At 71.3% G+C, this 24,327-nt stretch carries 21 protein-coding genes; 9 read left to right on the forward strand and 12 right to left on the reverse strand.

Annotated features, from left to right (window positions below; genetic code table 11):
- Positions 1–161: 161 nt before the first annotated feature.
- Entirely contained in the window at positions 162–539 is a 378-nt protein-coding gene (locus tag ACFQSB_RS11180; RefSeq protein ID WP_380826090.1) for a sensor histidine kinase, read from the forward strand.
- Between the two features lie 68 nt (positions 540–607).
- Here ACFQSB_RS11180 and ACFQSB_RS11185 read toward each other — a convergent pair whose 3' ends face one another.
- The 5 genes from ACFQSB_RS11185 to ACFQSB_RS11205 all read right to left on the reverse strand — a co-directional run bounded on the left by ACFQSB_RS11185 (position 608) and on the right by ACFQSB_RS11205 (position 5,955).
- On the reverse strand, positions 608–781 hold the full coding sequence (locus ACFQSB_RS11185; protein ID WP_354843705.1) for a hypothetical protein: 174 nt from the start codon (positions 779–781) through the stop codon (positions 608–610).
- 320 nt (positions 782–1,101) lie between these two features.
- Positions 1,102–4,140 (reverse strand): hypothetical protein, encoded by a 3,039-nt coding sequence (locus ACFQSB_RS11190; protein ID WP_380826092.1) that lies wholly within the window; start codon positions 4,138–4,140, stop codon positions 1,102–1,104.
- A gap of 192 nt (positions 4,141–4,332) precedes the next feature.
- Positions 4,333–4,839: a GNAT family N-acetyltransferase gene (locus ACFQSB_RS11195; protein ID WP_380826094.1), complete on the reverse strand. Its 507-nt coding sequence runs from the start codon at positions 4,837–4,839 to the stop codon at positions 4,333–4,335.
- A 40-nt stretch (positions 4,840–4,879) separates the two neighbouring features.
- Positions 4,880–5,146, reverse strand: coding sequence for a DUF397 domain-containing protein (locus tag ACFQSB_RS11200; protein WP_354843696.1), 267 nt, complete (start codon positions 5,144–5,146; stop codon positions 4,880–4,882).
- Complete coding sequence (locus tag ACFQSB_RS11205; RefSeq protein WP_380826096.1) at positions 5,137–5,955, reverse strand: helix-turn-helix domain-containing protein; 819 nt, start codon at positions 5,953–5,955, stop codon at positions 5,137–5,139. Before ACFQSB_RS11205 ends, ACFQSB_RS11200 begins: the two co-directional genes overlap by 10 nt.
- Positions 5,956–6,855: 900 nt before the next feature.
- Here ACFQSB_RS11205 and ACFQSB_RS11210 point away from each other — a divergent pair.
- Both ACFQSB_RS11210 and ACFQSB_RS11215 read left to right on the forward strand, forming a co-directional pair.
- Positions 6,856–7,773, forward strand: coding sequence for a LuxR C-terminal-related transcriptional regulator (locus ACFQSB_RS11210; RefSeq protein ID WP_380826098.1), 918 nt, complete (start codon positions 6,856–6,858; stop codon positions 7,771–7,773).
- A 445-nt stretch (positions 7,774–8,218) separates the two neighbouring features.
- Positions 8,219–9,037: a hypothetical protein gene (locus tag ACFQSB_RS11215; protein WP_380826099.1), complete on the forward strand. Its 819-nt coding sequence runs from the start codon at positions 8,219–8,221 to the stop codon at positions 9,035–9,037.
- A 264-nt stretch (positions 9,038–9,301) separates the two neighbouring features.
- Here the strand turns inward: ACFQSB_RS11215 and ACFQSB_RS11220 are convergent, their stop codons facing one another.
- Together ACFQSB_RS11220 and ACFQSB_RS11225 are read right to left on the reverse strand one after the other, a co-directional pair.
- Positions 9,302–11,020, reverse strand: coding sequence for a thiamine pyrophosphate-requiring protein (locus ACFQSB_RS11220; protein ID WP_380826101.1), 1,719 nt, complete (start codon positions 11,018–11,020; stop codon positions 9,302–9,304).
- Positions 11,021–11,200: 180 nt separating this feature from the next.
- Positions 11,201–11,839, reverse strand: coding sequence for a DedA family protein (locus tag ACFQSB_RS11225; RefSeq protein WP_380826103.1), 639 nt, complete (start codon positions 11,837–11,839; stop codon positions 11,201–11,203).
- A 422-nt stretch (positions 11,840–12,261) separates the two neighbouring features.
- On the opposite strand from ACFQSB_RS11225, the gene ACFQSB_RS11230 reads away from it, so the two are divergent.
- A complete protein-coding gene (locus ACFQSB_RS11230; protein WP_380826104.1) occupies positions 12,262–14,211 on the forward strand; it encodes an alpha/beta hydrolase in 1,950 nt (649 codons plus the stop codon).
- A gap of 93 nt (positions 14,212–14,304) precedes the next feature.
- Here the strand turns inward: ACFQSB_RS11230 and map are convergent, their stop codons facing one another.
- On the reverse strand, positions 14,305–15,153 hold the full coding sequence (map, locus tag ACFQSB_RS11235; RefSeq protein WP_354843668.1) for a type I methionyl aminopeptidase: 849 nt from the start codon (positions 15,151–15,153) through the stop codon (positions 14,305–14,307).
- Between the two features lie 105 nt (positions 15,154–15,258).
- Here map and ACFQSB_RS11240 point away from each other — a divergent pair, with 105 nt between their 5' ends.
- Positions 15,259–15,441, forward strand: coding sequence for a hypothetical protein (locus ACFQSB_RS11240; protein WP_354843665.1), 183 nt, complete (start codon positions 15,259–15,261; stop codon positions 15,439–15,441).
- On the opposite strand, the gene ACFQSB_RS11245 is transcribed toward ACFQSB_RS11240, so the two are convergent.
- Positions 15,438–15,698: a CBU_0592 family membrane protein gene (locus tag ACFQSB_RS11245; RefSeq protein WP_354843662.1), complete on the reverse strand. Its 261-nt coding sequence runs from the start codon at positions 15,696–15,698 to the stop codon at positions 15,438–15,440. The genes ACFQSB_RS11240 and ACFQSB_RS11245 overlap by 4 nt on opposite strands.
- Positions 15,699–16,107: 409 nt before the next feature.
- Positions 16,108–16,692, reverse strand: a complete 585-nt coding sequence (locus tag ACFQSB_RS11250; protein ID WP_380826107.1) for a hypothetical protein — start codon at positions 16,690–16,692, stop codon at positions 16,108–16,110.
- 97 nt (positions 16,693–16,789) lie between these two features.
- On the opposite strand from ACFQSB_RS11250, the gene npdG reads away from it, so the two are divergent.
- Positions 16,790–17,461, forward strand: coding sequence for an NADPH-dependent F420 reductase (gene npdG, locus ACFQSB_RS11255; RefSeq protein ID WP_380826108.1), 672 nt, complete (start codon positions 16,790–16,792; stop codon positions 17,459–17,461).
- Between the two features lie 118 nt (positions 17,462–17,579).
- Positions 17,580–18,755, forward strand: a complete 1,176-nt coding sequence (locus ACFQSB_RS11260; RefSeq protein ID WP_380826111.1) for a trans-sulfuration enzyme family protein — start codon at positions 17,580–17,582, stop codon at positions 18,753–18,755.
- 128 nt (positions 18,756–18,883) lie between these two features.
- Here ACFQSB_RS11260 and panB read toward each other — a convergent pair whose 3' ends face one another.
- Positions 18,884–19,738 carry a 3-methyl-2-oxobutanoate hydroxymethyltransferase gene (panB, locus tag ACFQSB_RS11265; protein ID WP_380826113.1) on the reverse strand — a complete coding sequence of 285 codons (855 nt, stop codon included), beginning with the start codon at positions 19,736–19,738 and terminating at the stop codon, positions 18,884–18,886.
- A gap of 478 nt (positions 19,739–20,216) precedes the next feature.
- On the opposite strand from panB, the gene ACFQSB_RS11270 reads away from it, so the two are divergent.
- Both ACFQSB_RS11270 and ACFQSB_RS11275 read left to right on the forward strand, forming a co-directional pair.
- Positions 20,217–21,728 carry an MFS transporter gene (locus ACFQSB_RS11270; protein ID WP_459117331.1) on the forward strand — a complete coding sequence of 504 codons (1,512 nt, stop codon included), beginning with the start codon at positions 20,217–20,219 and terminating at the stop codon, positions 21,726–21,728.
- Between the two features lie 7 nt (positions 21,729–21,735).
- Entirely contained in the window at positions 21,736–22,341 is a 606-nt protein-coding gene (locus ACFQSB_RS11275) for a TetR/AcrR family transcriptional regulator (RefSeq protein ID WP_354843644.1), read from the forward strand.
- Positions 22,342–22,435: 94 nt separating this feature from the next.
- On the opposite strand, the gene ACFQSB_RS11280 is transcribed toward ACFQSB_RS11275, so the two are convergent.
- Positions 22,436–24,226: an NAD+ synthase gene (locus tag ACFQSB_RS11280; RefSeq protein ID WP_380826117.1), complete on the reverse strand. Its 1,791-nt coding sequence runs from the start codon at positions 24,224–24,226 to the stop codon at positions 22,436–22,438.
- Positions 24,227–24,327: the final 101 nt, after the last annotated feature.

The following is a 24,327-nucleotide window of genomic DNA, read 5'->3' on the forward strand; positions in this document are numbered from 1 at the left end:
TGGTCTCGCCTTCACTCCGAGCGATTTTCTCGACCGCTCTTCAAGCACGCGCCGGTAGCGCACCGCCGTCCCATCGGCGGTGACGCGGTGGGGCCGGGATCACGTAGCCCGGAGCGGCGCGCGGCCCAGAAGGGTTGGGGGAGTTGTACGAAGAGTTGCGCATGCGCGGAAAGCGAAGTCTGGCGCGGGCGATCGAGGACTATCTGACGGAATGGTCGGAGCGCACGGGAATCACCGTCGAGGTATGGGCCATGCCCAAAGACAGGGTCACCGGACCGGTCGCCGACGCCGTCTACGCCGTCGTGCTGGAGTCGCTCGCCAACGTCGAGATGCACAGCGGGGCCCACACGCTCTCCGTCGCCCTCACCACGGGGAGCGGTGGGCTGCGGCTCACGATCAGCGACAACGGCATCGGCTTCCCGCCGGGACGCACCGGCCGCGGCATGGACATGATGAAGCGGCGCTTCAGCGAGGTGGGCGGCACACTGGCGGTCAACAGCGTCGTCGGCGAGGGCACCACCGTCAGCGGCCACATCTGACCCACCGGGCCTTGGGGTCGTGGTGAGGGGGCCACGACGGGGGAGGGGCTGTGGTCAGGGGGCCGTGGTCAGGGGGCCGTGACGGGGCCGGAGGCGCCGGTGGAGTGCGAGATGTCGAGTCGCAGCTCCACGGCCTCCACCGGGCCCGCCTTCGCGGCGAACACGACGCCGGCCAGCGCGCCGATGAGGGCCAGGAGGCTCAGAGCAGGGGTGTGACCACGTGTCCCGCGCGCGTCCGCCATCCACGTCTCCTTCCGTGCCGGTGATCTCCGCGGCACCGCATCGATCGCCGGCGCCGATGTCCGCGGCTGACCGGAGATACGCGGAACACCCACCGATCGTTCGACCGGCCCTCCGATAACCCGGCCGGCCCTCCGATCGCTCGCCGGGCCCTCCGATCGTGAGAACCGTCGGCGCTCGCGCGGTTCCGCCCCGGTCGTGTGGTGCGTTCCCGGTCGTGTCCTGGGTCGTGCGGTGTGTCGCGGTCGTGCGGTTCGGCCCACGGTCGGCTGGGATGATCACGGCGGTCACGAGGGTCGCGCGGCGGAGGGACGCAGGGGCCTCAGCAGAGGGAGGTGGAGTTCTGCTGGGCGTAGAGGCGTCCGCACTGGCGGACCACGACCTGCGCGCCGTCGGGGTCGACGGTGACCAGCAGGATCGGCCGGTCCAGGGCGTGCCGGCCGTCGGAGGCGCCGTGCAGCTTGATCAGCCCGCTGTCGCCGTCGATCTCCTGGAGCTTCTCCAGCGCCAGCAGCACGCCGGCCCGGTCGACCATGCCCGGCGCGCCGGCCGCGGCCGCCGGGCCGCCCTGTCCGGAGAACGCCACCTGCGCCGCCCCGATGAGCACGTCGGCCGCGTCGTGCGCCTGCACGGCGTACTCCTTGGACGGCAGCCGGGTGCTGGGCAGCTTGTCCATGTGCAGCTCGGTGATCAGCGTGCTCAGCTGGTGGTAGAAGTCGCTCCTGAACTCGGTGGGGACGTTCGCCCACGCGCTCTCGGCGGCCAGCGCCACGTACATGACCCGCACCCGGTTGTTGCGTCCCAGCGCGGTGGAGTAGTCGTTGACGTACTGCGTGATGTCGTCGTTGGCCATCACCGTGAGCCGGTGGCACTGCGACTTGGCGATCGCGTCGACGAAGGCGCCGAACTGCGCGGTGCGACCGGCGTAGTACACCAGCTCCGGCTTGACCGGCCGGGCGCACACCTGCGTGACCTTCTCCTCCAGCGCGGCCGCGTTGGAGTAGCCGATCGAGGTCGCCCCCTTGCCGAAGTCGCGGACGAATTTGGCGCCGAGGTCCTTGGTGAACAGGTCGCTGAGCATGGTGTCGGTGAACACGGCCGCCGTGCGGGCGGGCGGGACGCCGCGCTGGGGGATGCCCGCGCGCGCCCACCGCGCCGCCGCGGCGGCCAGCAGGCTGTTGGGCGGGGCCAGCGGGAAGAAGGAAGGGATGAAGGACTCCCCGTCGCCGCGCCGCCCGAGGTCGTCGTAGGTGGAGGTGGTGCTGATCACCGGCACGGCCTTGCGGCCGAGGATCTGGATCGCGGCCTGGACCTCCTGCCGGCTCTCGCCCAGGCCCACCACGCCGATCACGCTCGGATCGCGGTCGATCTCGCGCAGCACCTGCCGGGCGACGTCCTGGGCGTACCGGAAGTCGGCGCCGGCGTTGGCGACGAGCACCCGCATCTGCAGCTTGCTGCCGTCGCCGCTGTTGCCGATCAGCCTGCCCTGCTCCAGGGCGATGCCGGCCAGCTCGCCGTGGATGTCGGTGAGCGCGTCGTCGGCCGCGGCGACCGCCTTCCCCGGGGTGGTCAGCTTCCCGAAGTAGATCACGGTCGCGTAGGGGTTGCCCGAGGCCAGGACGGAGCGGTTCTGCTGGTCGATGCGGCCGAGCACGGCTGCCAAGTGCGGAGCGAAGACGAAGCCCCCGTCGCTGATGCCCACGCACTCACCCGTCCCGGCGCGCCAGATGCCGGGGCCGCAGTTGCTCGTCGCCGTGGCCAGGACGCGGACCAGCGACAACGCGACCAGGGCCGTCACGGTGACCCACGGCAGGATCGGGTGCGCCAGCAGCGGGCGCCGCCGCCCGCGGACCGGGACGTTGATCTTCTCCAGGATCGGCGCGTCCTTGGGTTCGACCTCGATGCGCAGCACGCGGTGCGAGCCCAGGGCGCGGTCTCTGGCCAGCTCCTTCCCCCACTGCTCCCACAGTTCCTCGGTGAGTTCGGGCCGGCCCGTCATGATCGGCACGTCGTCACCGCCGGGCCGCGCCGGGGGCAGGACCCGCTGGTCGCCGGGACCGGTCACGACCACCAGCAGCGGGTCCGCCAGGCAGGTGATCGCGCGTACCTCCTCGATGCGGGCGACAAGGCGCCTGCCGTCTCCCTCGGCCAGCAGCACCGGGTAGGACGTGCGCGCCCAGGCGACCCGCCGCCACACCTTCCACAGGCGGCGCTCGTACCCCTGCCGCAGATCCTCCAGGAACGCGTTCACCAGCAGGCGCTCGATGCCCTCGTTCGCCTGGACGGCCTCCAGCCTCTTGCGGTCCTCGCCCGGCTCGGCCTGCCGGGCCCACGCCTGCGGGCCGGTCACGGACGGCGCCGGCGGATCGTCGGGAACGGCGCTCACCGGAGGAAGCGAGGCGACCGGGGGGATGCCGCGCGGCGGGACGGTGGGGCGGGCGGCGCCCGGGTCGCCGAGCGTGACCGACTCGGCCCGGCGGCGGAACTGCAGCAGGCGGACGGCGAAGGTGGTGACGTCGTGCGGCTGGTTGCGGCGCTGGCCGGGCATGAGGAACGGCTGGCGGCGGAACCACCGGTAGCGGCGCCGCCCGGCCCAGTTACGCGACAGCAGCAGCACGTGGAACGATCCGATCACCGGGCCCGCGAGGATCGCGCACACGCCGAAGAGCGTGGTCAGCTGGTCGGCCCATCCGGCGCTCAGGATGGCCGTGGCGGCGGCCCAGGCCGGCAGCGGGCCCTCCGCGTAGGCGCGGACGTTCGCCCAGAAGTTGCGCCGGTCCTGTCCGGTGCCCGCGCTGATCTGCCTGCGCCGCTGCCGCACGGCCCTTTTCACCCCGTCGTGCAGGCGGTCGGGCTCGTCCTCGGGAACCTGCAGGTCGAGCATCCACAGCACCTGCGCGAACAGCGGGAACCGCAGGTGCGCCTCGCCGGGTGGGGCGACGGCCGCGAGGTCGCGCGTCACCTGGCGCAGCCGCGCGGCGAGCGCGGCGTACGGCGGAGCGGGGCGCTCCCCGGCCGGCGCGCCCTCCTCCTGTTCGGTGGAGGGCGCGAGGTGGGCGAACGGTGTGCCGTCGCACCGGGCCTCCAGCGCCTGGACCGCCGCCGACGTCGCCGCGTACTGCCCGGTGACCCACACCACGGGCAGCGGCACGTCGCCGCCGCGCCAGGTGGGACGGACGCGCATCTGGTCGAAGACGCGCAGGAACTCGCGGACGCCCTCGTTGCGCCTGCGGTAGCTCTCGTCGGGGTCGTGACGCGGGACCGTTCCCGTCTGGTTCCCGGTGCGGTTCCCGGACGGGGAGTCGGGCGCCGCGGTGGCCGGGTCGTCCGGATCCGGGGAGGGCGGGGGTGCAGGGGGCACTGGGTTCACTCCCGATCGGCAGGGGCTGACGCGCTCGCTTTCGGCTGGTCGTGCGGTGGGGAGGGGTCGGATTCCAGCATAGGCTTCCGGCGCCCGCGGCGGTCGAAGCTCACGTCCGCAGATGGGCCGTGGGCTCGTGGCGCCTGGCGTCCGGGCTCGCGGCCGGTGTCGAGGTCGGCGGGGTGCGGGCGGTCAGAGGTCGCGTCGCATGCACACCCGGGGCCAGCGGTCCAGGCCGAGCGCCCGCTCGCGCCGGCGCAGGTCGCGCAGGCCCGGGGTCAACTCGGCGTCGTCCAGTGACCAGAACCCGCACCGCTCGTAATAGGGGGCGTTCCACGGCACGCGGGTGAAGGTGATCAGCGTGAGCGCCGGCAGGCCCTCGGCCGTGGCGTAGGCGGCGGCGTGGTCGATGAGCGAGCGTCCCATGCCCCTGCGGGCCGACGCGGGATGCACCGAGACCTGTTCCAGGTGGAGGTTGCCGTCGATCACGTCGGCGAGGAGGTAGGCGACCGGCCGGTCGCCGGAGTCGGTCTTCACCCACGCGCGTCCCGCGCGCTGGTAGCCGGCCAGGACGTCGATGGGGAAGGGCTCGTCGTCGGCGACCTTCGTCATGCCCAGGTCGAGGAAGGATCGCCCGGCGGCGCGCTCGATGTCCTGCAGGAGGGAAAGCTCGTCGAGGGCGGCCATACGGATGCTCATCGGCTCATTGTCGTCGCCGCCGGCGCCGCTGAACAGTCGTTTACGTGCGGCCCGGCGCCCGCCGGAAGGCGGTGGTCGCCGGGGCAGCCGCCATGATGGGCCCGAGCACGACGCGGCCGGCCTTGAGGGTGTTCACGAACGTGGACCACTCGCCGGAGGCGACGACGAGGGCGGGGCCGTCGGGGTTCTTGGAGTCACGCACGGCGATGGCGTCCTCGCCGGCCAGGTTGCTCGCCACCTCGACGCAATGGCCGCCGTTGTCACCAGACCGAGATGATTTGCGCCATAACGCGTGGCTCAGGTCCATTTGTCTACCGCTTCCTTGATTACTTTGAGCGACAGCGACTGAGGGAAGGCCTCCGCCCTGATGGCGTCGTAACGAGCGGTCAGCGACGCGATCGCGTTTCGATCGGTCATCGTGCGTCCGTCGGGCACCGAATCCACATATACCGTATAAGGCGTGCCGCGCTGTTCGGCTATAACGAATCCGGCAAGAAGTCCGGGGATGGCCTCGGCGTCGAACGGAACGATCTGGATCGTCACCCGCGGGTGCTCCGCAATTTCCAGAAGGTGCAGCATCTGATCGCGCATCACCTCCTTACCGCCGATGGGACGGCGCAGGACGCCTTCGTCCATCAAACTGAGGACCAACGGCGGGTTTTCCTGGGACAAGATGCTCTTGCGTTGCATCCTGCCGGCCACTCGCTCCTCCACTATTTCGGGTGTGCTGTCGGGCGCGCGGCAGAAGATTCGCCGCGCATATGGCTCGGTCTGGAAGATCCCCGGAACGAGCAGTGGGTCCCAGGTCTGGATCGCGGTCGCCCGCCGCTCCTCGAAGGTGAAATCGCGGAAATGATCGGCGACCGGAGGCGGCGGTGGCCAGCCCTCCAGGTAGAGGGCCTCGAAGTCCCCCTCCAGGCCGAATGCCTGGTCACAGCGCTTGGCGAAGTCCTCGCTGGGGGTGCGCTTGAGGTTCTCCACCGCGCCGACGAGGCTGCCGGAGAAGCCCACGCGCCGGCCGAGCTGCCCTTGGGTGAGCCCGGCGAGTATGCGGTGGCGCTGAAGCTCGTAGGCGAAGCGGGCGCGCGCGGATTCCCCGGGGTTGATTTTCGTCATATGTGGCATTTGAAACATCTATTCCATTTCGGGAGTGATGACATGGGGGGTGACCACCGTTCCACGGAGACCGTGGTTCCGGTGTGTAGTTAATCGGATACCCAAGGTAATGGATCGGGAGTATCACGAGAAGACAGAATCGTTATGGTCGGCGCCGTCGCATCTCGACGTGCCGGAAAAGCGGCATGCGGGCTGGGCGCTGGAACGGTCATATCCATACGATCCGGGCAGTCCTTTTCCGGTCGTCCGTGGGATGAACTCTGGCCGCTGTGCTCCCCGGGCCGTCCGGTGCCGCCGCGGTGTGAAGAATCGGCCGGCGTTCTGATCTGCCGCGCTAATGGGGCCGCGTCGCTGGGCTATGGCACACCAATTCGGCACACGTGATGTGCGCGTGGCGCGGAAACGCCGAACCGGCCCGCGTCCCGCGATTCGCCGGGGCGCGGACGCGCGTTCGGGTGGGCGAGTGGATGGGGCGGGTTCGCCCCCGGGGACCGCTCCACTCCCCGCGAACCCGTGCGCCGCGCCGCCGTTCTTGACTCCGTCCGCTCGTTCCGCAGTCAGTGCCGCGTCTCGGCGTCGTTTCGGAGGGTTTCTCATGTTCCAGTGGCACGCATATAACGAAATGGTATCGACCGAGGTCGCGGGCTTGTGAGCCGCGGTTGTCCGTGTTCTTTGGGTGGGTTTGGGAGCGAAACGATCACTTAATGGCACCAATTCCGGTGGAATGATGACGTAGTGGACGTCGGTCAGTAAGGCTCGACAGCACATCCGCATTCGCCGGGTGTGAGTCCACGGACGCCGAGATGGTCAAGGGAGAGACGAGTGTCGGCAGCTCGTTCCAACTCCGGGTTCTCGCCGGACGTCGCAGCGGCTCTGAGCCAGGCTGACCGGGGAATTCGCATGCGGATGGGCGACCATCACGCGCTGTTCGACTACTGGCGCTTCGCCATGAGCACGATCTGCAGCGTGGACGCCTTCTACGTGGGGTTCTACCGGGAGGGGCGCAGAATCGTCTATCCGTACACCTACGACGACACCATCGCCGTCAAGCGCTACATGCCGCCGGAGGTGTTCGGATACGGCCCCACAGGGCAGGCCGCGTGGATTCTGCGGAACAAGCGCACCTACACCTACGCCAGCGACAACGGCATGCTCCTGCACCACGGCGTCGCCTTCGGCGACGAGCAGCGGGTGTCGGCCGACGCCATCACGATCCCGATGTTCGACACCCGCGACGGCGAGGAGGTGGTGATCGGCCTGGCCTCCATCCAGACCTACAAGAGCCACGCCTACACCGACGAGCACGTGCGGGCCTTCGAATGGACGGCCGCTTCGGTGGCGACCGTGCTCGCCCGCGAGCGGGAGGACGAGCTCAACCGTGAAGGGCTGGCCGTCCCGCCGGCCGGCGCGGACGGCGACCAGCCGTCGGTGGTGGAGGTGGTGCAGGACGTCTCGGAGATCCTCGCCGAGCTGCACAGCAAGATCTGCGCGGTGGAGGAGGCCATCCCCATCGGAGAGCGAGAGCTGGTGCGCATGGTCAGGGAACTGCGGCACCAGTGCGAGCGGGGCCAGACCGAGACCATGGACATCATCGCCCGGCCTTCCGTCCGGGCCGAGAACCTGCTCAACTCGCTTTCCTCCAAGGAGCGGGAGATCGCCTTGCTGATCGCGCGCGGCGGCCTGAGCAACAAGGAGATCGCCGCGCGGGTTTTCGTCACCGAATCCACCATCAAAGGCCACGTCTCCCGCATATTGCGCAAGCTCGGCGTCGAGCAACGGTCCGGTATCGCGGCCAGGCTGGAGCAATTCTTCGACTAGTGCCGCCGGTTCCGGGCGCGGGCGGCGCTCCCGGCGCGTCCGTACCCCCTGAGGACCCCTGGCCGATCTTGTGTGACCGCATCGTCCCTGGACGGCGGCGTCTCGCACGTTACTTGCGAACCATTCGCAACACACGTTCGTCTGCACGTTCCGCGTTCTCTGTATGGTGCTCTGAGGTCGTTTGAGGGGTTTCTCGGCTGCCCTCTCCCCGCATTCTGGTCACCGGCTGTTCGCTCGGCTTCACCGAGCGAGCCCAGGCAGTACTTAGTACTGCGGCATCCACCGGGAAAACCCACCCCAAGGGGTGGCGCTATGGGTGATCGATGCGGATATCGTCCTTATGTCAAAAGGGAGGGGTTTGTCGGCACCTGGCGGCTTCCGGCCGTCGGCACGGGGGGAGACGGGTCGACGTCGCCGGTGGTGCCGGCGCAGGCGAGGAGCGGCTATGGAGGGGTTGACCATCGCCATCCTCGGGATCACGCTGCTGTCCGGAGTCGTCTATTCGTGGAGCAACCGGCGGGGGAGCGACGCGCTCGCGTCGATCGCCGGTGAATTCCCGATGACGCCCGAGCAGGCCGCGCTGATCGCGATGGAGGCTGGTCTGACATGGCGGGAAAGGGCGAACGGCAGAGCCGTGCCCGTGACGCGTAGCGGAGATGTACTGAAGGTCGAGATCGAGTGCGGTGCGGGAGTGATGTCGTTCGAGATCCGCCAGACCCCGTCGGGAAGCCGGGTCACCGGGCGGGCCGAGGAGATCGCGATCGTCCGGATGCCGCAACCGGGAGGGTTCGGCGTCTCACCGGCGGACGTGCTGACCATGACGGCGGGCATGCCGAGGAACCCCGCGCGGCTGCTCCGGCGGCGCGAGCGGGTCTTCGACGCCCTCGCCTTCGCGGCACGCGAGGGGGACTCGGCCGGAGTGGATCACGTCCACGAGCCGGAGACCGTCCTCGCCGCGAACACCGGCCGAAGGACGAACGCCGGCCAAGGGCGGGAAACCGGCCAGAGGGAGAACGCCCGGCGAAGGGAGGACTCCGGTCAGGGGACGGATGGCCGTCAGGGGACGGACGCCGGTCAGGGAACGGACGCCGGTCAGGGAACGGACAGCGGTCGCGGTGCGCATGCCGGGCGTGGTAGCGGTCGGCTGATGCGCGTCCGGCGAGGTGCGGTGGCCCGGCATCGGGCGGGCGCCCGCGGTGCGGTGGACGTGCTTTACGGAGTGGACGCGGGCCGAAGACGGTGCGACGCCGTGCCGAGGCCCTGACCGGCGCGCAGGCCGGCCCCGTCGCCGGGTGGGCGGCGACGGGACCGGCCTGTGTCCTTCGCCGGCGCCGCCGCGCGGTGTCCGGGATGTCGTCCACCTGTGCCGGTGCCGGTGCCGGTGCCGCCGTGCGGCGTCCGCGGTGTCGTCCACCTGTGCCGGTGCGCGGTGCGGCGTCCGCGGTGTCGTCCGCCTACCGGTGGTGTCGTCCGCTGTGGGCGGTGCGGGCGGCCGTGATCGAGCGCCCGCACCGCTGTCAGAGGGTGCTCAGTCGCGGATGATGTGGACGTCCACCACCGCCGACCGGCCCGCCTCGACGGCCTCGAGGCCGCGGCGCAGCGCGGGCAGCAGGTCGGCACGGTCGGTGACGGTCTCGCCGTGGGCGTGGCAGGCGCGGGCGACGGCGGCGAAGTCGGGCGGCGCGCTGAAACGCGTCCCCTCGGCATCCCCGCGGTTCGCGGACAGGCCCTCGGGGAACAGCTCGAAGACCGGCAGCCGGCTGGCGCGGTAGCCGTCGTTGTTGAGCACGACGGCCATGATCGGCGCGCCCGCCTCGGCCGCGAGGCACAGCGCCGCCGTCGGCACGCCGAACATGAAGCTGCCGTCGCCCACCACGGTCACGACCCGGCGTCCCGGTGAGGCCAGGCTGACGCCCACCGCCCCGCCGAGCCCCCAGCCCAGGCCGGGCGACCCCGTGCCGTACATGGTCGCGGCCTCGGTGCGGCCGAGGTTCTCGTGCAGCGCGCGGGCGTTGGTGACCGACTCCTCGACGACGAGGTCGTCGGCGCGCAGCACCTCGTTCAGCGCGGTGACGACCTCGGCCCCGGTCATCGGCCCCTCGGCGGCGCCGCTCGTGGCCGCCGAGGCCGTCGTGCTCGCGGACGTGGAGGTGGCCGTGGCGGTCGCGGCCGGCCGCGTCGCGGGCGCGGTGTGGCCGATCTCCTCCAGCCGGTCGGCGATCTGGCCGAGGGCGGTGGCCCCGTCGGCCGTCACGGCCACGTCCACCGGGAAGGTCCACATCGGCATGTCGGTCTTCAGCGGGTCGACGTCGATGTGGACGACCGTCGCGTCCTCGCGGGGATGGGTGAACCTCGGGATCCAGGGCACGTCCGCGTCCACGACGATGATCAGGTCGGACTCCTCGACGGCCTGCTGCGCCTCCGCCGCCGTCAGCAGGTTCATCGGGTGCGACGTCGAGATGCTGACGCAGCCGCTCTCGGCCAGATCGACGACCCGGACCCGCGCGAGATCGGCCAGGCGCGTGACCGCGTGGAAGCCCTCGGCGCGGCGGCCCACCTTCGCGGTGATGAGCAGCGGCCGTTCGGCGCCCGCCACCCGCTCGGCGATCCAGCGCACGGTCTCGGGGTCGGCCGCGGGCGGGCGGGGGACCGCGTAGCCGGTGGTGCGGCCGAGCTCCGGCGCCGGCGGGTCCATCAGGACGTCGCGGGAGACCATGAGGTACGACGGCCCGGGCACCCCGCCCGTCGCGACCTGCACCGCACGACCGATGGCCCGGGCCAGCATGCCCGGCCGGGTGATCTCGGTGACCCACTTGGCGTACCCGCGCACGACGCCGGCCTGGTCGGGGACGTCCTGCTGCCAGTGGATGGTGTGGGAACGGCCGCCGGGCGCGCCCGGTTCCTCCGCGTACGGCGTCTTGCCCGCGATGACCACCACTCCGGCGCGGTCGCGCAGCATGTTGTGCACCATGGCGCCGAGGTTCTGCGTGCCCACGTCCACGTGCACGAACACGGCCTGCGGGCGGCGGGTCACCTGCCAGTAGCCGTGCGCCGCGGCCAGCGCGACCGCCTCGAACGAGCAGATGATGACCTTGGGGGCGGGCGCGCCGGCCTTGGCCAGCGTGGCGATCGCCTCCTGCAGCGGGGCGGAGTCCGTGCCGGGGTTGAGGAACAGGTGCTCCACGCCGTGCTCGGCGAGCAGCCACAGCAGGTGCTCGGCGGTCGTCGCCGGCTGGAAGTGGTCCACGCGGTATCTCCTGACATAACTGACATAGCGGCATCTATCGCGCGTTGAATCTGCGTCGAGTGCTGAGCGTAGAAGATCAGCGCCCGCGCCGTCTCCCCCTCGGCGGCAGGACCGGAGGCGCCCGGCACCCCGGGCATCCGGCGGCCGCGGCCGCCGTGCCGTCGACCGTGTGCCGGCGGATCAGCGGGCGGCGTGCCTGCCCTTGCTCCGGCGTTCGCGTAGCCGCACGACCACGAACGTGATCACGGCCAGCGCCGCGAGCCCGACGACGACCTTCGACAGAATGCCCGCGTAGCCCTCGACCAGCGACCAGCTCTCGCCCAGCTGGTATCCGGCCAGCACGAACACCGAGTTCCAGATCAGGCTTCCCAGGGTCGTCAAGGTGACGAAGTGCGCCAGCGGCATCCGCTCCACCCCGGCGGGCACCGAGATCAGGCTGCGGAGGACCGGGATCATCCGTCCGAAGAACACCGTCTTCGTCCCGTGCTCGCGGAACCACGCCTCGGCCTTCTCGATGTCCTCTACCTTGACCAGCGGCAGGCGCGCGGCGATCGCCACCGTCCGATCGCGCCCGAGCGCGGCCCCGACGCCGTACAGGGCCAGAGCGCCGATCACCGAGCCGAGGGTGGTCCAGAGCAGCGCGTCGAACAGGCTCATCTCACCCCTGCTCGCGGTGAACCCCGCCAGGGGGAGGATCACCTCGCTCGGCAGCGGGGGGAACAGATTCTCCAGCGCGATCGCCAGTCCGGCGCCCGGGGCTCCGAGCCGTTCCATCATCCCGGTCGCCCATCCGGCGACCCCGTCAACCGTCGTGTCCATGCCCGACACGCTATGCAAGATCGGGCATTCCGCGGCATGAGGGCGAGAACCGGGTGGGCGATCCGGCGTCAGGGCCGCGAGGTCACCGGGCCCCGGACGCCACCGCGAGTGGCTAGCGCGGTGACCACATGCGTTCACCGGGCGCGGCTCTCCATCCCCGGCCACGTGCTGCGGTGATCGGCGCCGGGTCGTGGTACGGCGATGCCGGCGCCTGCCACGGCGCCCGAACCGGTGAACATTCGTGGACAGCGCACTAAAGGGGGCAGGCCGGTCCGCGAACCGTGGACGATCATGTGCCGCGGCCTGCGCTCGTCCGCTGTTAGAGCGGTTGTCCACAGGGCAGAGGTCGGCCTGCTCGTGGCGAAGATCAGGCTACTAGTCTCGGGACACATGACCGAGTGGCCCCGGGCTGGAGGAGATCGATGCACCGGCCGTTCCGCGGTTTCACGCGCCTGACCCGGCGGTGGCCGGCATTGGGGTTCACCCTGCTCACCCTGCTCACCCTGACCTCTGCCCTTCTGCCGGCCACCCTCGCCCCGCCCTCCGCGGCGGCCGCCGCCCCTCCCCTCACCGACGCCACCACCGCCCGGGTTCCCCGGGTGGAGGCGGCGGTCTGCCCGGTCCCGGTGCCGGCGGGCACGCAGTGTGGGTTCCTGGTGGTGCCCGAGCGCAGGGACGTCGGCGACAGCCGGGAGATCCGCGTCGGTTACGCCCTTCACCGCTCCACGGCGGCCGACCGCCGGCCCGATCCCGTCGTCTACACCAGCGGCGGCCCGGCCTCGGCCTCCGTCCAGCTCACCGGCTACCTCACCGACATGCCTCTCGGCCGCGACCGTGACGTCGTCGTGCTCGAACAGCGCGGCAGCCGGTGGTCACGGCCGCGGCTCGACTGCCCCGAGATCGCCCGGGCCCTTCTCGACACCCTGAGCATGCCCGGCGGGCCCGCCGACCCGGCCGAACACGCCCGCATGGCCTCCGGCGCCACGGCCTGCCGCGACCGGCTCACGCGGCAGGGGGTCGACCTGCGCGGCTACGTGACCTCCGAGATCGCCGCCGACGTCGTCGACCTGCGGCGCGCGCTGGGATACGACCGGTGGAACCTGTTCGGCGTCAGCTACTCGACCAGGTCGATGCTCGCCGCCGCGGAGGCCGACCCCGAGGGCACGCGATCGGTCGTCCTGGACTCCTTCCTCCCCCCGCTGACCCGCCGGTACGACGAGGCGGCCGCCGATCTGGCGGGTTCCGTCGCGTCGCTCGGCCGCGAATGGGCGGGCCTGTCCGGGCGCTTCGCGACGATGGTCCGGCGCCTGAACCAACGGCCGGCGCAGGTCCGCACCTCCGACCCCCTCACCGGCCGTCCGATCACCGTCCGGCTGACCGGGGACGACGTGGCCACCATCCTGGACGAGGCGATGCACGAGGTGGACGTCCTGCCGGTCGTGCCCGCGCTGGTGGACGCCGTGGCCGACGGGGACGACCGCCCGTTGCAGGTGCTGGCCGACCAGGCCGGCGGCGGGCTGGTGTCCCACGAGTTCGGGCTGTTCTACGCGGTGATGTGCCAGGACGAGGCGCCCTTCAACACCTTCTCCGGCCAGGGCCACCCTCGGCTGTTCACGGTCGAGGCCGACAAGGCGGTCTGCGACGCCTGGGGGCTGCCCGCCTCCCCGTCCGCCGTCCTCACCCGCGGCCCCGCACCGACGGCGCCGCGCAGGGGCGTCAGCGCGCCGGTGCTGGTGGTGGGCGGGGAGTTCGATCCCACGACGCCGGTCGCGAAGGCCAGGTCCGCGGCCCGGGCACTGCCCGGGGCGAGGGTCGTCGAGTTCGCCGGCGTGGGGCACGCCGTGTTCCTGTCGAGCCGGTGCGGGCGGCAGACCATCTCGGCCTTCGTGTCCGACCCCCGTGCGGCGGCCCCGTGCGATCCCGGCCGGGCGTCGTACGCGATCTCGGGCCCGGGGGACTTCCACGTCACCCCGGTCGTCTACCGCGTGAGCACCGGCGCCTGGTGGCTGCTCATCCCGTTCGCCCTGTTCCTGGTCACCTCGTTCGGCCAGCTCGTGGTGGGGATGCGGGCGCTGGTCCGGCAGAGCGCGGCAGGCAGGGTGAGCTCGGTGGTGGCCCTCACCACGGTCGCCGGTTTCACGGGGGTCACCTTCATCCTGCTGACCGCGGTGGGCCTCTACAGCGCCGCGGCGTCCAACCAGACCGCGCTCGGCATCGGCATCCCCTCGGCGGTCCTGTGGTACGGCACCGTCGCGGCCCTTTCGGCGGCGCTGAGCCTGGTGGCGCTGCTCCGCAGCCGCCTGCACTGGCAGACCGCCGTCCCCGTGGCCGCCGCCGTCACCCTGCTGCTGTGGTGGGTGCTGTACCTGTGATCACGCCCGGCCGCCGGCCGGTGCGCGGCACTCCGACGATGCTCCGCATCTCGCGCATGGCGGTTCAGGGCGGGCGCGGTGCGCGGGGAGCGGTCAGGGGAGGGTGAGGATCTCGCTGCCGGTGTCGGTGACCACCAAGGTGTGCTCGAACTGGGCGGTGCGCTTGCGGTCCTTGGTGACGGCGGTCCAGCCGTCGGGCCACAGGTCGTACTCGATGGTGCCCAGGGTGAGCATGGGCTCGATCGTGAAGGTCATGCCGGGCACCAGGGTGACCGACAGCGACGGGTCGTCGTAGTGGGGCACGATCAGACCCGAGTGGAAGGAGGTCGAGATGCCGTGCCCGGTGAAGTCGCGCACCACGCCGTAGCCGAAGCGCTTGGCGTACGCGGAGATCACCCGGCCCACGATGTTGAGCTGACGCCCCGGGGCCACCGCCTTGATCGCCCGCATCATCGCCTCGCGCGTGCGCTCGACCAGCAGGCGCGACTCCTCGTCCACCTCGCCGACCAGGTAGGTGGCGTCGGTGTCGCCGTGCACGCCGCCGATGTAGGCGGTGATGTCGATGTTGACGATGTCGCCGTCGTTGAGGACGGTGTCGTCGGGGATGCCGTGGCAGATCACCTCGTTGATCGAGGTGCACAGCGACTTGGGGTAGCCGCGGTAGCCCAGCGTCGAAGGGTAGGCGCCGTGGTCGCAGAGGAACTCGTGCCCGATGCGGTCGAGTTCGTCGGTGGTCACGCCGGGGGCGATGTGCCGGCCGACCTCCTCCAGCGCCTGGGCGGCGATGCGGCCCGCGACGCGCATGCGCTCGATCGTCTCGGGCGTCTGGACGTCGGAGGTGCCGCGACGGGGCTCCTTGCGGCCGACGTACTCCGGGCGCTCGATGTCGGCGGGAACCTTGCGGGTGGGCGAGAGCCGTCCTGGCCGGAGCAGTGTCGTCATGCGCCAAGTCTAGTTCGGCGGCAAGCGGGCAGGATCTGCCGCAGAACGAGCGCGCCGGCCGTTCTGCGGGCATTGTTGTCGATCATCCGTACGGCAAGGAGAGACATGAGCGCCGACCAGTGGTGGTTCTGCCTGAAGCACATGGCGGTCGAGCCGGACGAGGGCTGTCCGAACAAGGACCGCATGGGGCCCTATGCCACGCGTGACGCGGCGGCGGCGGCGTTGGAGACGGCCGCCGCGCGCAACAAGAGCTGGCAGGAAGGCGACAAGGAGTGGGACGGAGACTAGACCTCGCGCCTCCACGGCCGGGTGGCCATCACGCGCCGGACGGCGAGGATGCCGATGCCGCACCAGACGAGGTTGAGCAGGGCCGATGGCCACGCGAGGTGCACGGCGGAGTTGATCATTAGGGCGATCGCTCCGCCGAGGTTCAGGAGCTGGTAGGCGAGGCCGTCGCCGGACAACCTGCGCATCGACAGCATGGCGTAGGCATAGACGAGCACCCCGGCGCCGAGCATGCCCAGGATGTCGATCAGGAGCGGCACCGTCTCATGCCCCGGCGGAAGCGCGCGGCCGGCGGGAAAGGCGATGCAGGCGGCGTGTGTCGCCTATAACGGGAAATGTCTGGCGTGGGTGGGTGCAGTGCAACTCTGGTCCCCCTATCCATCGACATGCCGGCGTCCGCGGCGGGCCGGGCCGCGCGCTGCCGCGAGTGCCGGCGTTCGTGCGGCTCACCTCGCTTGACCGGTGTTGTCCGCCAGCGTACGCCCGGTGCGGGCGCCGTCCGGGGTGGGCCCTGAACAGGCATGCCACCTGGTTGGGCATGATTCAGCAGCGAGCGCATCTACGTCCTATCGGGACGTAGGTTCTGCTTCCGATATCCCGGCCGAATGGGTCTTTCTTCGACGATGTCCGTCCGGCCCCGGAGGGTGGCCGTCGTGCGGGGCCGGTGGCTCAGTCGGGGAGGCGCGGGCCGGTGATGCGTTCGGCCAGGCGGGCCAGGCGATCGATGAGCCGGCCGCCCGAGCGCGGCTCCTCCCCGGCGGCCATGCTGACCAGGTGCTGGGCGGCGTCGAAGGTGAACAGGCCGTCGTGGGACGGCACCGCCAGCGCGTCGTGGGCCAGACCCTCGAGCTCGGGGTCGCCGCCGTCCAGAGCGAGGATCGTCGCCCCTGTGCGCCGCGCGTCGTCGACGCGTTCGAGCAGAGGCGCCGGCGCCTTGTCCTCGGCCACGACGAACAGCGTCTCGCCGCGACGGGCCGCCTGGATGCGGTCGATGCCGACGGCGAGGTGCGGCGGCGCGTCCGCCGGGGGCGACCAGCGCACCAGCGTCGGGGCCAGCTGGGACAGCCCCGACATGCGCGCCTCGTCGTCGAGGTGGGCGGCGAGGTGCCACGGCTCGTCCTGCGGGGTGCCGACCAGCAGCAGCCCGCCGGGCGAGCGGGTCGAGCGGAGGAAGGTGCCGAGCTCACGGGTGCGCTCGACCCAGCGGGTGGTGGAGAGCACCTCGCGCAGGAAGGCCACCGACGCAGCGTCCATGGCCTCCATGGTGCATCATCGCCCCCGCCGCCGTCCCGGATAGCGCCACCTGGCATGATCGAGAGGATCAGAGCGCGACGAGGAGATCAGGCACACCATGAGCGATGCACTGCCGGACGTCAGCGGCCTGTCGGTGGGGATCCTCGGCGGCACGGGCGACCAGGGGAAGGGGCTCGCCCGCAGGTTCGCGATCGCGGGGCACACCGTGATGATCGGCTCGCGCAGCGCCTCGCGGGCCCAGGAGGCGGCCGACGGTCTCGGTTCCGGGCTGCCGATCAGCGGCGCCGACAACGCCGCCGTGGCCGCGGAGGCGGACGTCGTCATCGTGGCCGTGCCGTGGGACGGGCACCGGTCCATCCTCGCGTCGCTGAGCTCGGAGCTGACCGGCAAGATCGTCGTCGACTGCGTGAACCCGCTCGGGTTCGACAAGCAGGGGGCCTTCGCGCTGGAGGTGGAGGAGGGCAGCGCCGCGCAGCAGGCGGCGGCGGTCCTGCCCGGCAGCCGCGTCGTCGCGGCCTTCCACCATGTCTCCGCCGTCCTGCTGCTCGACCCGGCCGTGGCGGAGATCGATCTCGACGTGCTGGTGCTGGGAGACGACCGCGAGGCGACCGACACGGTGCAGGCGCTGGCGTCGCGGATCCCCGGTGCGCGCGGCGTGTACGGCGGGCGGCTGCGCAACGCCCGGCAGATCGAGGCGTTCACCGCCAACCTCATCTCGATCAACCGCCGGTACAAGGCCCACGCCGGTCTGCGGGTGACCGACGTCTGACCTCGCGTCCTGCGAGGGCGCCTGACCGTGGTGCGGGTGCCGGACGGTGGTGGGGGTTGCGGCCTGTGGCCCGGAGGCGATCTGACAAAACGGGGCGTTTGCGGTCATTCTTGACGGCATGAGCTCTTTGCACCCGGAGACCCGTGCCGTCCACCTGCCCAACCCGCCGCTGAACGGAAGCACGCCGATCGCGGTGCCGCTGTACCAGACGTCGGGGTTCGTGTTCGACGATCCGGCCGTCTTCGCCGACGGCATGGGACGTCCCGACGGCGCCTTCGTCTATGGGCGGCTGAGCAACCCGACCGTGCGCGCGCTGGAGGAGGCCGTGGCGGGCCTGGAGGGCGGCGTGGGCGCGGTGGCCGCGGGTTCGGGCATGGGGGCGATCAACACCGTGCTGTTCGGGCTGCTCCAGCCCGGTGACCATGTGATCGCGCAGACGGCCCTGTACGGCGGCACCGCCGCGTCGTTCTCCGACCTCCAGGAGCGGTTCGGGGTGTCGGTGACCTACGTGCCGCAGGACGACCCGGCGGCGGCGCGCGAGGCGATCCGGCCCGAGACCAAGCTGCTGTACCTGGAGACCATCGCCAACCCGATGACCCAGGTGGCCGACCTGCCCGGCATGTGCGCCGTCGCCCGCGAGGCCGGGGTGACCACGGTGGTGGACAACACCTTCGCCTCCCCGGTGCTGTGCCGGCCGCTGGAGCACGGCGCCGACGTCGTCGTCCACTCCATGACCAAGTACCTGAGCGGGCACAGCGACGTGCTGGGCGGCATCGCGGTCTTCGCCGACGACGCGGCGCATCGCGAGGTCTGGTCGTACGCGACGAAGCTCGGCGCGACCCTCGACCCGTTCGCCGCCTGGCTGACGCTGCGCGGCATGCAGACGCTGCCGCTGCGCATGGCCCGCCACTGCGACAACACCCGCTCGCTCGCGACCCGGCTGGCCGAGCACCCGGCCGTCGCGGCCGTCCACTGGCCCGGCCTGCCCTCGCACCCGTCGTACGAGCTGGCCGCCAAGCTGCTGCCCGACTTCGGCGGGGTGTTCTCCTTCGACCTGGTGGGCGGGCGCGCGGCGGGGGAGAGGTTCATGAGCTCGGTCCGGCTCGCCCTGCTCGCCCCCTCGCTCGGCGGCGTCGAGACGCTGATCCTGCACCCGGCCACGACCTCGCACCGCTCGCTGACCGCCCACGAGCTCCAGCGGGCGGGGATCGGCGAGGGCACCGTACGGGTCGCGGTCGGCATCGAGCACCCCGACGACCTGTGGGCCGACTTCGCCCAGGCCCTCGACGCCTAGACCGACGGTCACCACGCCACCCGCCCGCTCTGCTCCGTTGGTGGGAACGAGGTAGAGCGGGCGGGACGGCCGGGTACGGGGTGCAGCGCGGGCGGCGGCCTGGCCGGTCGGCGGGCCGCCGCGGGCGGTCAGCGGTAGCTGTGCTCGGGAGCCGGGAAGGCGCCGGAGACGACCTCGTCGGCGAACGCGCGGACCGCGTGGTCCATCTCGCCGGCCAGGTCGAAGTACTTCTTCACGAACTTCGCCGGACGCTGGGTGAGACCCATGAGGTCCTGCCAGACGAGCACCTGGGCGTCGCAGGACGGGCCCGCGCCGATGCCGATGGTGGGGATCGACAGGGCGGCGGTCACCCGCGCGGCCAGGTCGGCGGGCACGCATTCGAGCACGACGGAGAAGGCGCCCGCGTGCTCCAGCGCCTTGGCGTCGGCCATGAGCTGCTCGCCCGACTCGCCGCGTCCCTGCACGCGGTAGCCGCCGAACGCGTTGACCGACTGCGGGGTCAGCCCGAGGTGGCCCATCACCGGGATGCCGGCCGAGACCAGCGTCTCGACCTGGGGGAGCACCCGGCGGCCGCCCTCCAGCTTGACCGCGTGGGCGCCGGCCTCCTTCAGGAACCGCGCCGCGGACTCCAGGGCCTGCTGGGGTGAGGACTGGTAGGAGCCGAAGGGCAGGTCGGCGACCACCATCGCCCGCGAGGACCCGCGGACGACCGCCGCCGTGAGCGGGATGAGGTCGTCGACGGAGACGGGAAGGGTCGAGTCGTACCCGTAGACGACCATGGCGGCCGAGTCGCCCACCAGCATGACCGGAATGCCGGCTTCGTCGAACACCCGAGCCGTCATCGCGTCGTAGGCGGTGACCATCGGCCACTTCTCGCCGCGTTCCTTGGCGGCGGAGATGTCGCGGACGGTGATCCTGCGTCCAGCTTGGCCGCCGTAGAGCGCGGTCGGCGAGCTGGCAATCTGGGACGTAGAGGACATCATGGATCCCTCCAGGCCTCGAGGCGCCCTTGTGGCGTCCCCGGACGGTCAGATCATCGCATGTCTGACCGTCAAGGCAACACCCGGGAGGCCCCCTCCTCATCCCGGCGTTCCCCTGTCGGAGTCCCCCATACCCCTGGGTCCGCGAGCCCGTGCCGGAGAGGTCGCGGGCGCGCCGGCGGGGATGCCGCCGCACGTCCGAGGAGGTTCTGTCGGTGCGCTCGGGTAGCGTCCCGCAGGCCCCTGGGAGAGCGTCCGGCGCCGCCCGGGAACGCCCGAGGTCCGTCATGCCCGCGAATGGGACGGCCGGGTGGACGGCCGGTGAATAACGAAACGAAACCGTTGCGTATCGAATCTAGAAGCGCTACGGTAGCGTTGCGATACTCAACCGTATCGAAATTACGGACGTGTTAATTCCTGGGGGGATGAAGCAGTGGAACAACCGACAGGTCACCCACGCCGATGGCAGGTCCTCGGCGTCATGGTGTTCAGCCTGCTGGCGATCGTTCTGGACAACACGATCCTCAACGTCGCGCTGAAGGTCATCTCCGACCCCGAGGCAGGGCTCGGCGCGACGCAGAGCCAGCTCGAGTGGGCCATCAACTCCTACACGCTGGTCTTCGCCGGCCTGCTGTTCACCTTCGGCGTGCTGGGTGACCGGTTCGGGCGCAAGCGCATGCTGCAGGTCGGCATGGTGTTGTTCGGCCTGGCCTCGCTGGCCAGCGCCTACGCGCAGGACCCGACGCAACTGATCTTCGCGCGGGCCGCAATGGGCCTCGGCGGCGCCGCCGTCATGCCGGCCACTCTGGCGATCATCGCCAACGTATTCGCGCCGCAGGAGCGCGCCAAGGCGATCGGCATCTGGGCGGGCGGCGTCGGCCTGGCCATCGCCATCGGCCCGATCACCGGCGGCGTGCTGCTCGAGCACTTCTGGTGGGGCTCGGTCTTCCTGGTCAACGTGCCGGTCGTGCTCATCAGCTCGGTGCTGATCGCGCTGCTGGTGCCCGAGTCCAGGAACCCGGACAAGGCACAGCTCGACCCGGTCGGCGTGCTGCTGTCGATCATCGGCCTGGTCGGCGTCATCTACGGCATCATCAAGGGCGGCGAGCTCGGCACCGTCACCGACCCCGAGGTGTGGGCGCCCGGCCTGGCAGGCGTCGCGGTGCTCGCGGCCTTCGTCTGGCACGAGCGCAGGACCGCCCACCCGGCCTTCGACGTCCGCTACTTCGGCATCGCGAGGTTCTCCACCGCCGTCGCCAGCGTCGGCCTGGTGTTCTTCGCCATGATGGGCGTGATGTTCTTCCTGGCGTTCTATCTGCAGATCGTCAAGGGGTACAGCCCGCTGCAGGCGGGGGCGCTGATGCTGCCGTTCGCGGCGGCGCAGCTCATCTTCTCGCCGCTCAGCGCCCAGATGGTGCGCAGGTTCGGCGGCAAGGCCGTCGCCACGGTCAGCCTGGTCATCGTGGCCGGCGCGCTGGCGGGCTTCGCCTTCCTGGAGGTCGGCACCTCGATCTGGGTCTTCATGGGACTCGCCTTCGTCCAGGGCGCGGCCATGGCCAACATCAACCCGCCGGCCACCGAGGCCGTCATGTCGTCCCTTCCGCGGGAGAAGGCCGGCGTCGGCTCGGCGATGACCAACACCGTCCGCCAGGTGGGCGGAGCGCTCGGCGTCGCCGTCCTCGGCTCGCTGCTGTCGGCCAGCTACCGCGACAACATGGCGGGGGCGCTGTCGGGGCTGCCGGAGAACGTGCGGCACGCGGCCGGCGAGTCGATCACGGCCACCTTGGGCGTCGCCCAGTCGCTCGGCCCCAAGGGCGCCGCGCTCATCGCCCCGGCCAAGCAGGCGTTCGTCGACGGCATGCACGTGACGGCGCTGTGCGGCGCGGTCGTCGCGCTCATCGGCGCGGCCGTCGTCGCCAAGTGGCTGCCAGGTAAGAACGCGACCGCCACCCCGGTCGCTCGACCAGAAAGCAAGGAACCGGCAGTAGTGTGATCTGACCATGGTGACTGAGCAGACGGGGACGGTCCGTACGCCCGGCCGTCCCCGCAGCGAGAAGGCCGAGAAGGCGATCATCGACGCGGCGATCGCCATGATCGCCGATGGCACCGGTGTCGCCGAGCTGTCCATCGAGGCGATCGCCGCGCGGGCGGGTGTCGGGAAGACCACCATCTACCGGCGGTGGTCCAACAAGGAGGAGCTCGTCGTCGACGCGCTCGCCAGCCTCAAGGCCCCGATACCCGAGCTGCCCGGCCTGTCGGTGCGCGACGACGTCATCCGCTACCTGGCGGCGATGCAGGCCGACAGCCACAGTCCGCGCACCCGCTGCATCATGAACATCGCGCTGGGCGAGTCCGACCGCTTCCCCCACCTGACCGAGCGGTTCCGGGAGATCGTGGTGCGTCCCCGGCGGGAGGCCCTGCGGTCGGTCATCCAGCGGGGTGTCGAATCCGGTGAGCTGCGCCCGGACGTGGACGTCGAGATGGCGATCGCGGCGCTGTCCGGCGCGATGATGTTCTTCACCAAATGGCGTGACAACGACGACGAACTGCCTGCCGACCTCCCCGACCGCATCGCCGACCTCATCCTCAGCGGCCTGCGGCCCTGAGCGGTTCGTCCCAGCGAGCGTTCCCCGGGGGGCTTCGAGGGCGGCCGGCGGCCGAGGGATCGTGGCCCGGCCGCCGCTCGGCGTAGGGCGGAGACTACGAGGCGGGAGTCTCCCGCCAGCGGTTGGTGATGGGCAGGCGGCGGTCACGGCCGAAGTTCTTCGGGGTGATCTTGGGGCCCGGGGGATACTGCCGGCGCTTGTACTCGGCCAGGTCGACCAGGCGGATGACCCTGGCCACCAGCTCGGCGTCGTGCCCGGCGGCGACCAGCTCACCCTTGCCCATGTCGTGCTCGACGTAGTCGGCGAGCAGCCGGTCGAGCACGTCGTACGGCGGCAGGGAGTCGGTGTCCCGCTGGTCCGGACGCAGCTCGGCGCTCGGCTCCTTGGTGATGGAGTTCTCGGGGATGGGCGGCCCGTCGAAGCGGTGCAGCAGCTCGCCCTCACGCCCGGCCTGCTCGTTGCGCCAGCGCGACAGCTGCCACACCGTCGTCTTCAGGACGTCCTTGATCGGGGCGAAGCCGCCCGCCGAGTCGCCGTAGAGCGTGGAGTAACCGGTGGCCAGCTCGCTCTTGTTGCCCGTGGTGAGCACCAGGTGGCCGTGCTCGTTGGACAGCCCCATCAGCAGCATGCCCCGCACGCGCGCCTGGAGGTTCTCGGCGGCCAGCCCGCTCAGCTCGACCTCCTTCTCGAAGGCGTCGACGATGCCCTCGATCGGGACCAGCCGCGAGTGCAACCCCTGCCGGTCGACCAGGTCGCGCGCGTCGCTCACCGAGTGGTCGGAGGAGTGACGGGAGGGCATCAGGACGACGTGGACCCGGTCGGGGCCGACGGCGTCGGCGGCGATCGTGGCGGTCAGCGCCGAGTCGATGCCGCCGGACAGGCCGAGGATGACCGACCGGAAGCCGTTCTTGGCGAAGTAGTCGCGCACGCCGAGGACCAGCGCCGAGTAGACCTCCTCCAGGTCGGGGAGACGCGGGGCGACCGTCGGCGGCTCGGGGTCGTAGGCGGGCAGCGGGTCACCCGACAGCACCAGCCGCTCGACCGTGATCGTGGTGCCGTCGCCGGCGTCCACGGGAAACGAGCCGGGGCTGACCCACGGGTCGGCGGCCGGCAGCTCGAGATCGGTGACCAGGAGCTCCTCGCGGAACTGGCCCGCCCGGGCGACCAGCTCACCCTGCGCGTCCACCACGATCGAGTCGCCGTCGAAGATCAGCTCATCCTGGCCGCCGACCTGGTTGGCGTAGGCGAGGGCGCACCCGGCCTCCCGGGCGCGGTTGGCGCACAGCCCCAGGCGCACGTCGTCCTTCTCGCGCTCGTAGGGGGAGGCGTTCGGCACCACGAGCAGGCCCGCGCCCGCCTGCGCGACCGCGGAGACCGGGCCGCCGTCCTGCCACAGGTCTTCGCAGACGGCGATCGCCACGTCCACGCCGTGCAGCCGGAAGATCGGCAGCCGGTCGCCGCGGATGAAGTAGCGGTATTCATCGAAGACGCCGTAATTGGGCAGGTGGTGCTTGGCGGTCCTGGTGACGACCCGGCCGCGGTGGAGCAGCGCGGCGGCGTCCAGCGGCGCCCCCTTCGGCTGCCCGGCGCGGGGCGTGACCCCGGAACGGTCGACGTAGCCGACGACCACGGGCAGCTCGCCGAGGCCCTCGTCGGCCAGCCGGGTCGCCGCCGCCGAGAGCGTCGCGATCGAGGCGTCGACGAACGAGGTGCGCAGCACCAGGTCTTCGACGGGGTAACCCGTCAGGAACATCTCGGTGAACACGACCAGGTGTGCGCCGCGATCTGCGGCGCGCCGCGTCCACTCGACGAGTTCACCGGCGTTGGCGGACAGGTCGCCTACCGACGGGTTGGTCTGGGCGAGGGCTATTCGCAGTTGAGGCACGGTGTCCACCTTACGTGTGACGGCGTCGGCGAACAGGGGCCGGACCGTGGCTGTGGACGAGCGCCCGGCCGTGACCCGCCTTCCCCGGCGGGGGCCGCCCA

It is taken from the genome of Sphaerisporangium rhizosphaerae, assembly GCF_042665155.1.
In the GTDB taxonomy this organism is placed as follows: domain Bacteria; phylum Actinomycetota; class Actinomycetes; order Streptosporangiales; family Streptosporangiaceae; genus Sphaerisporangium; species Sphaerisporangium rhizosphaerae.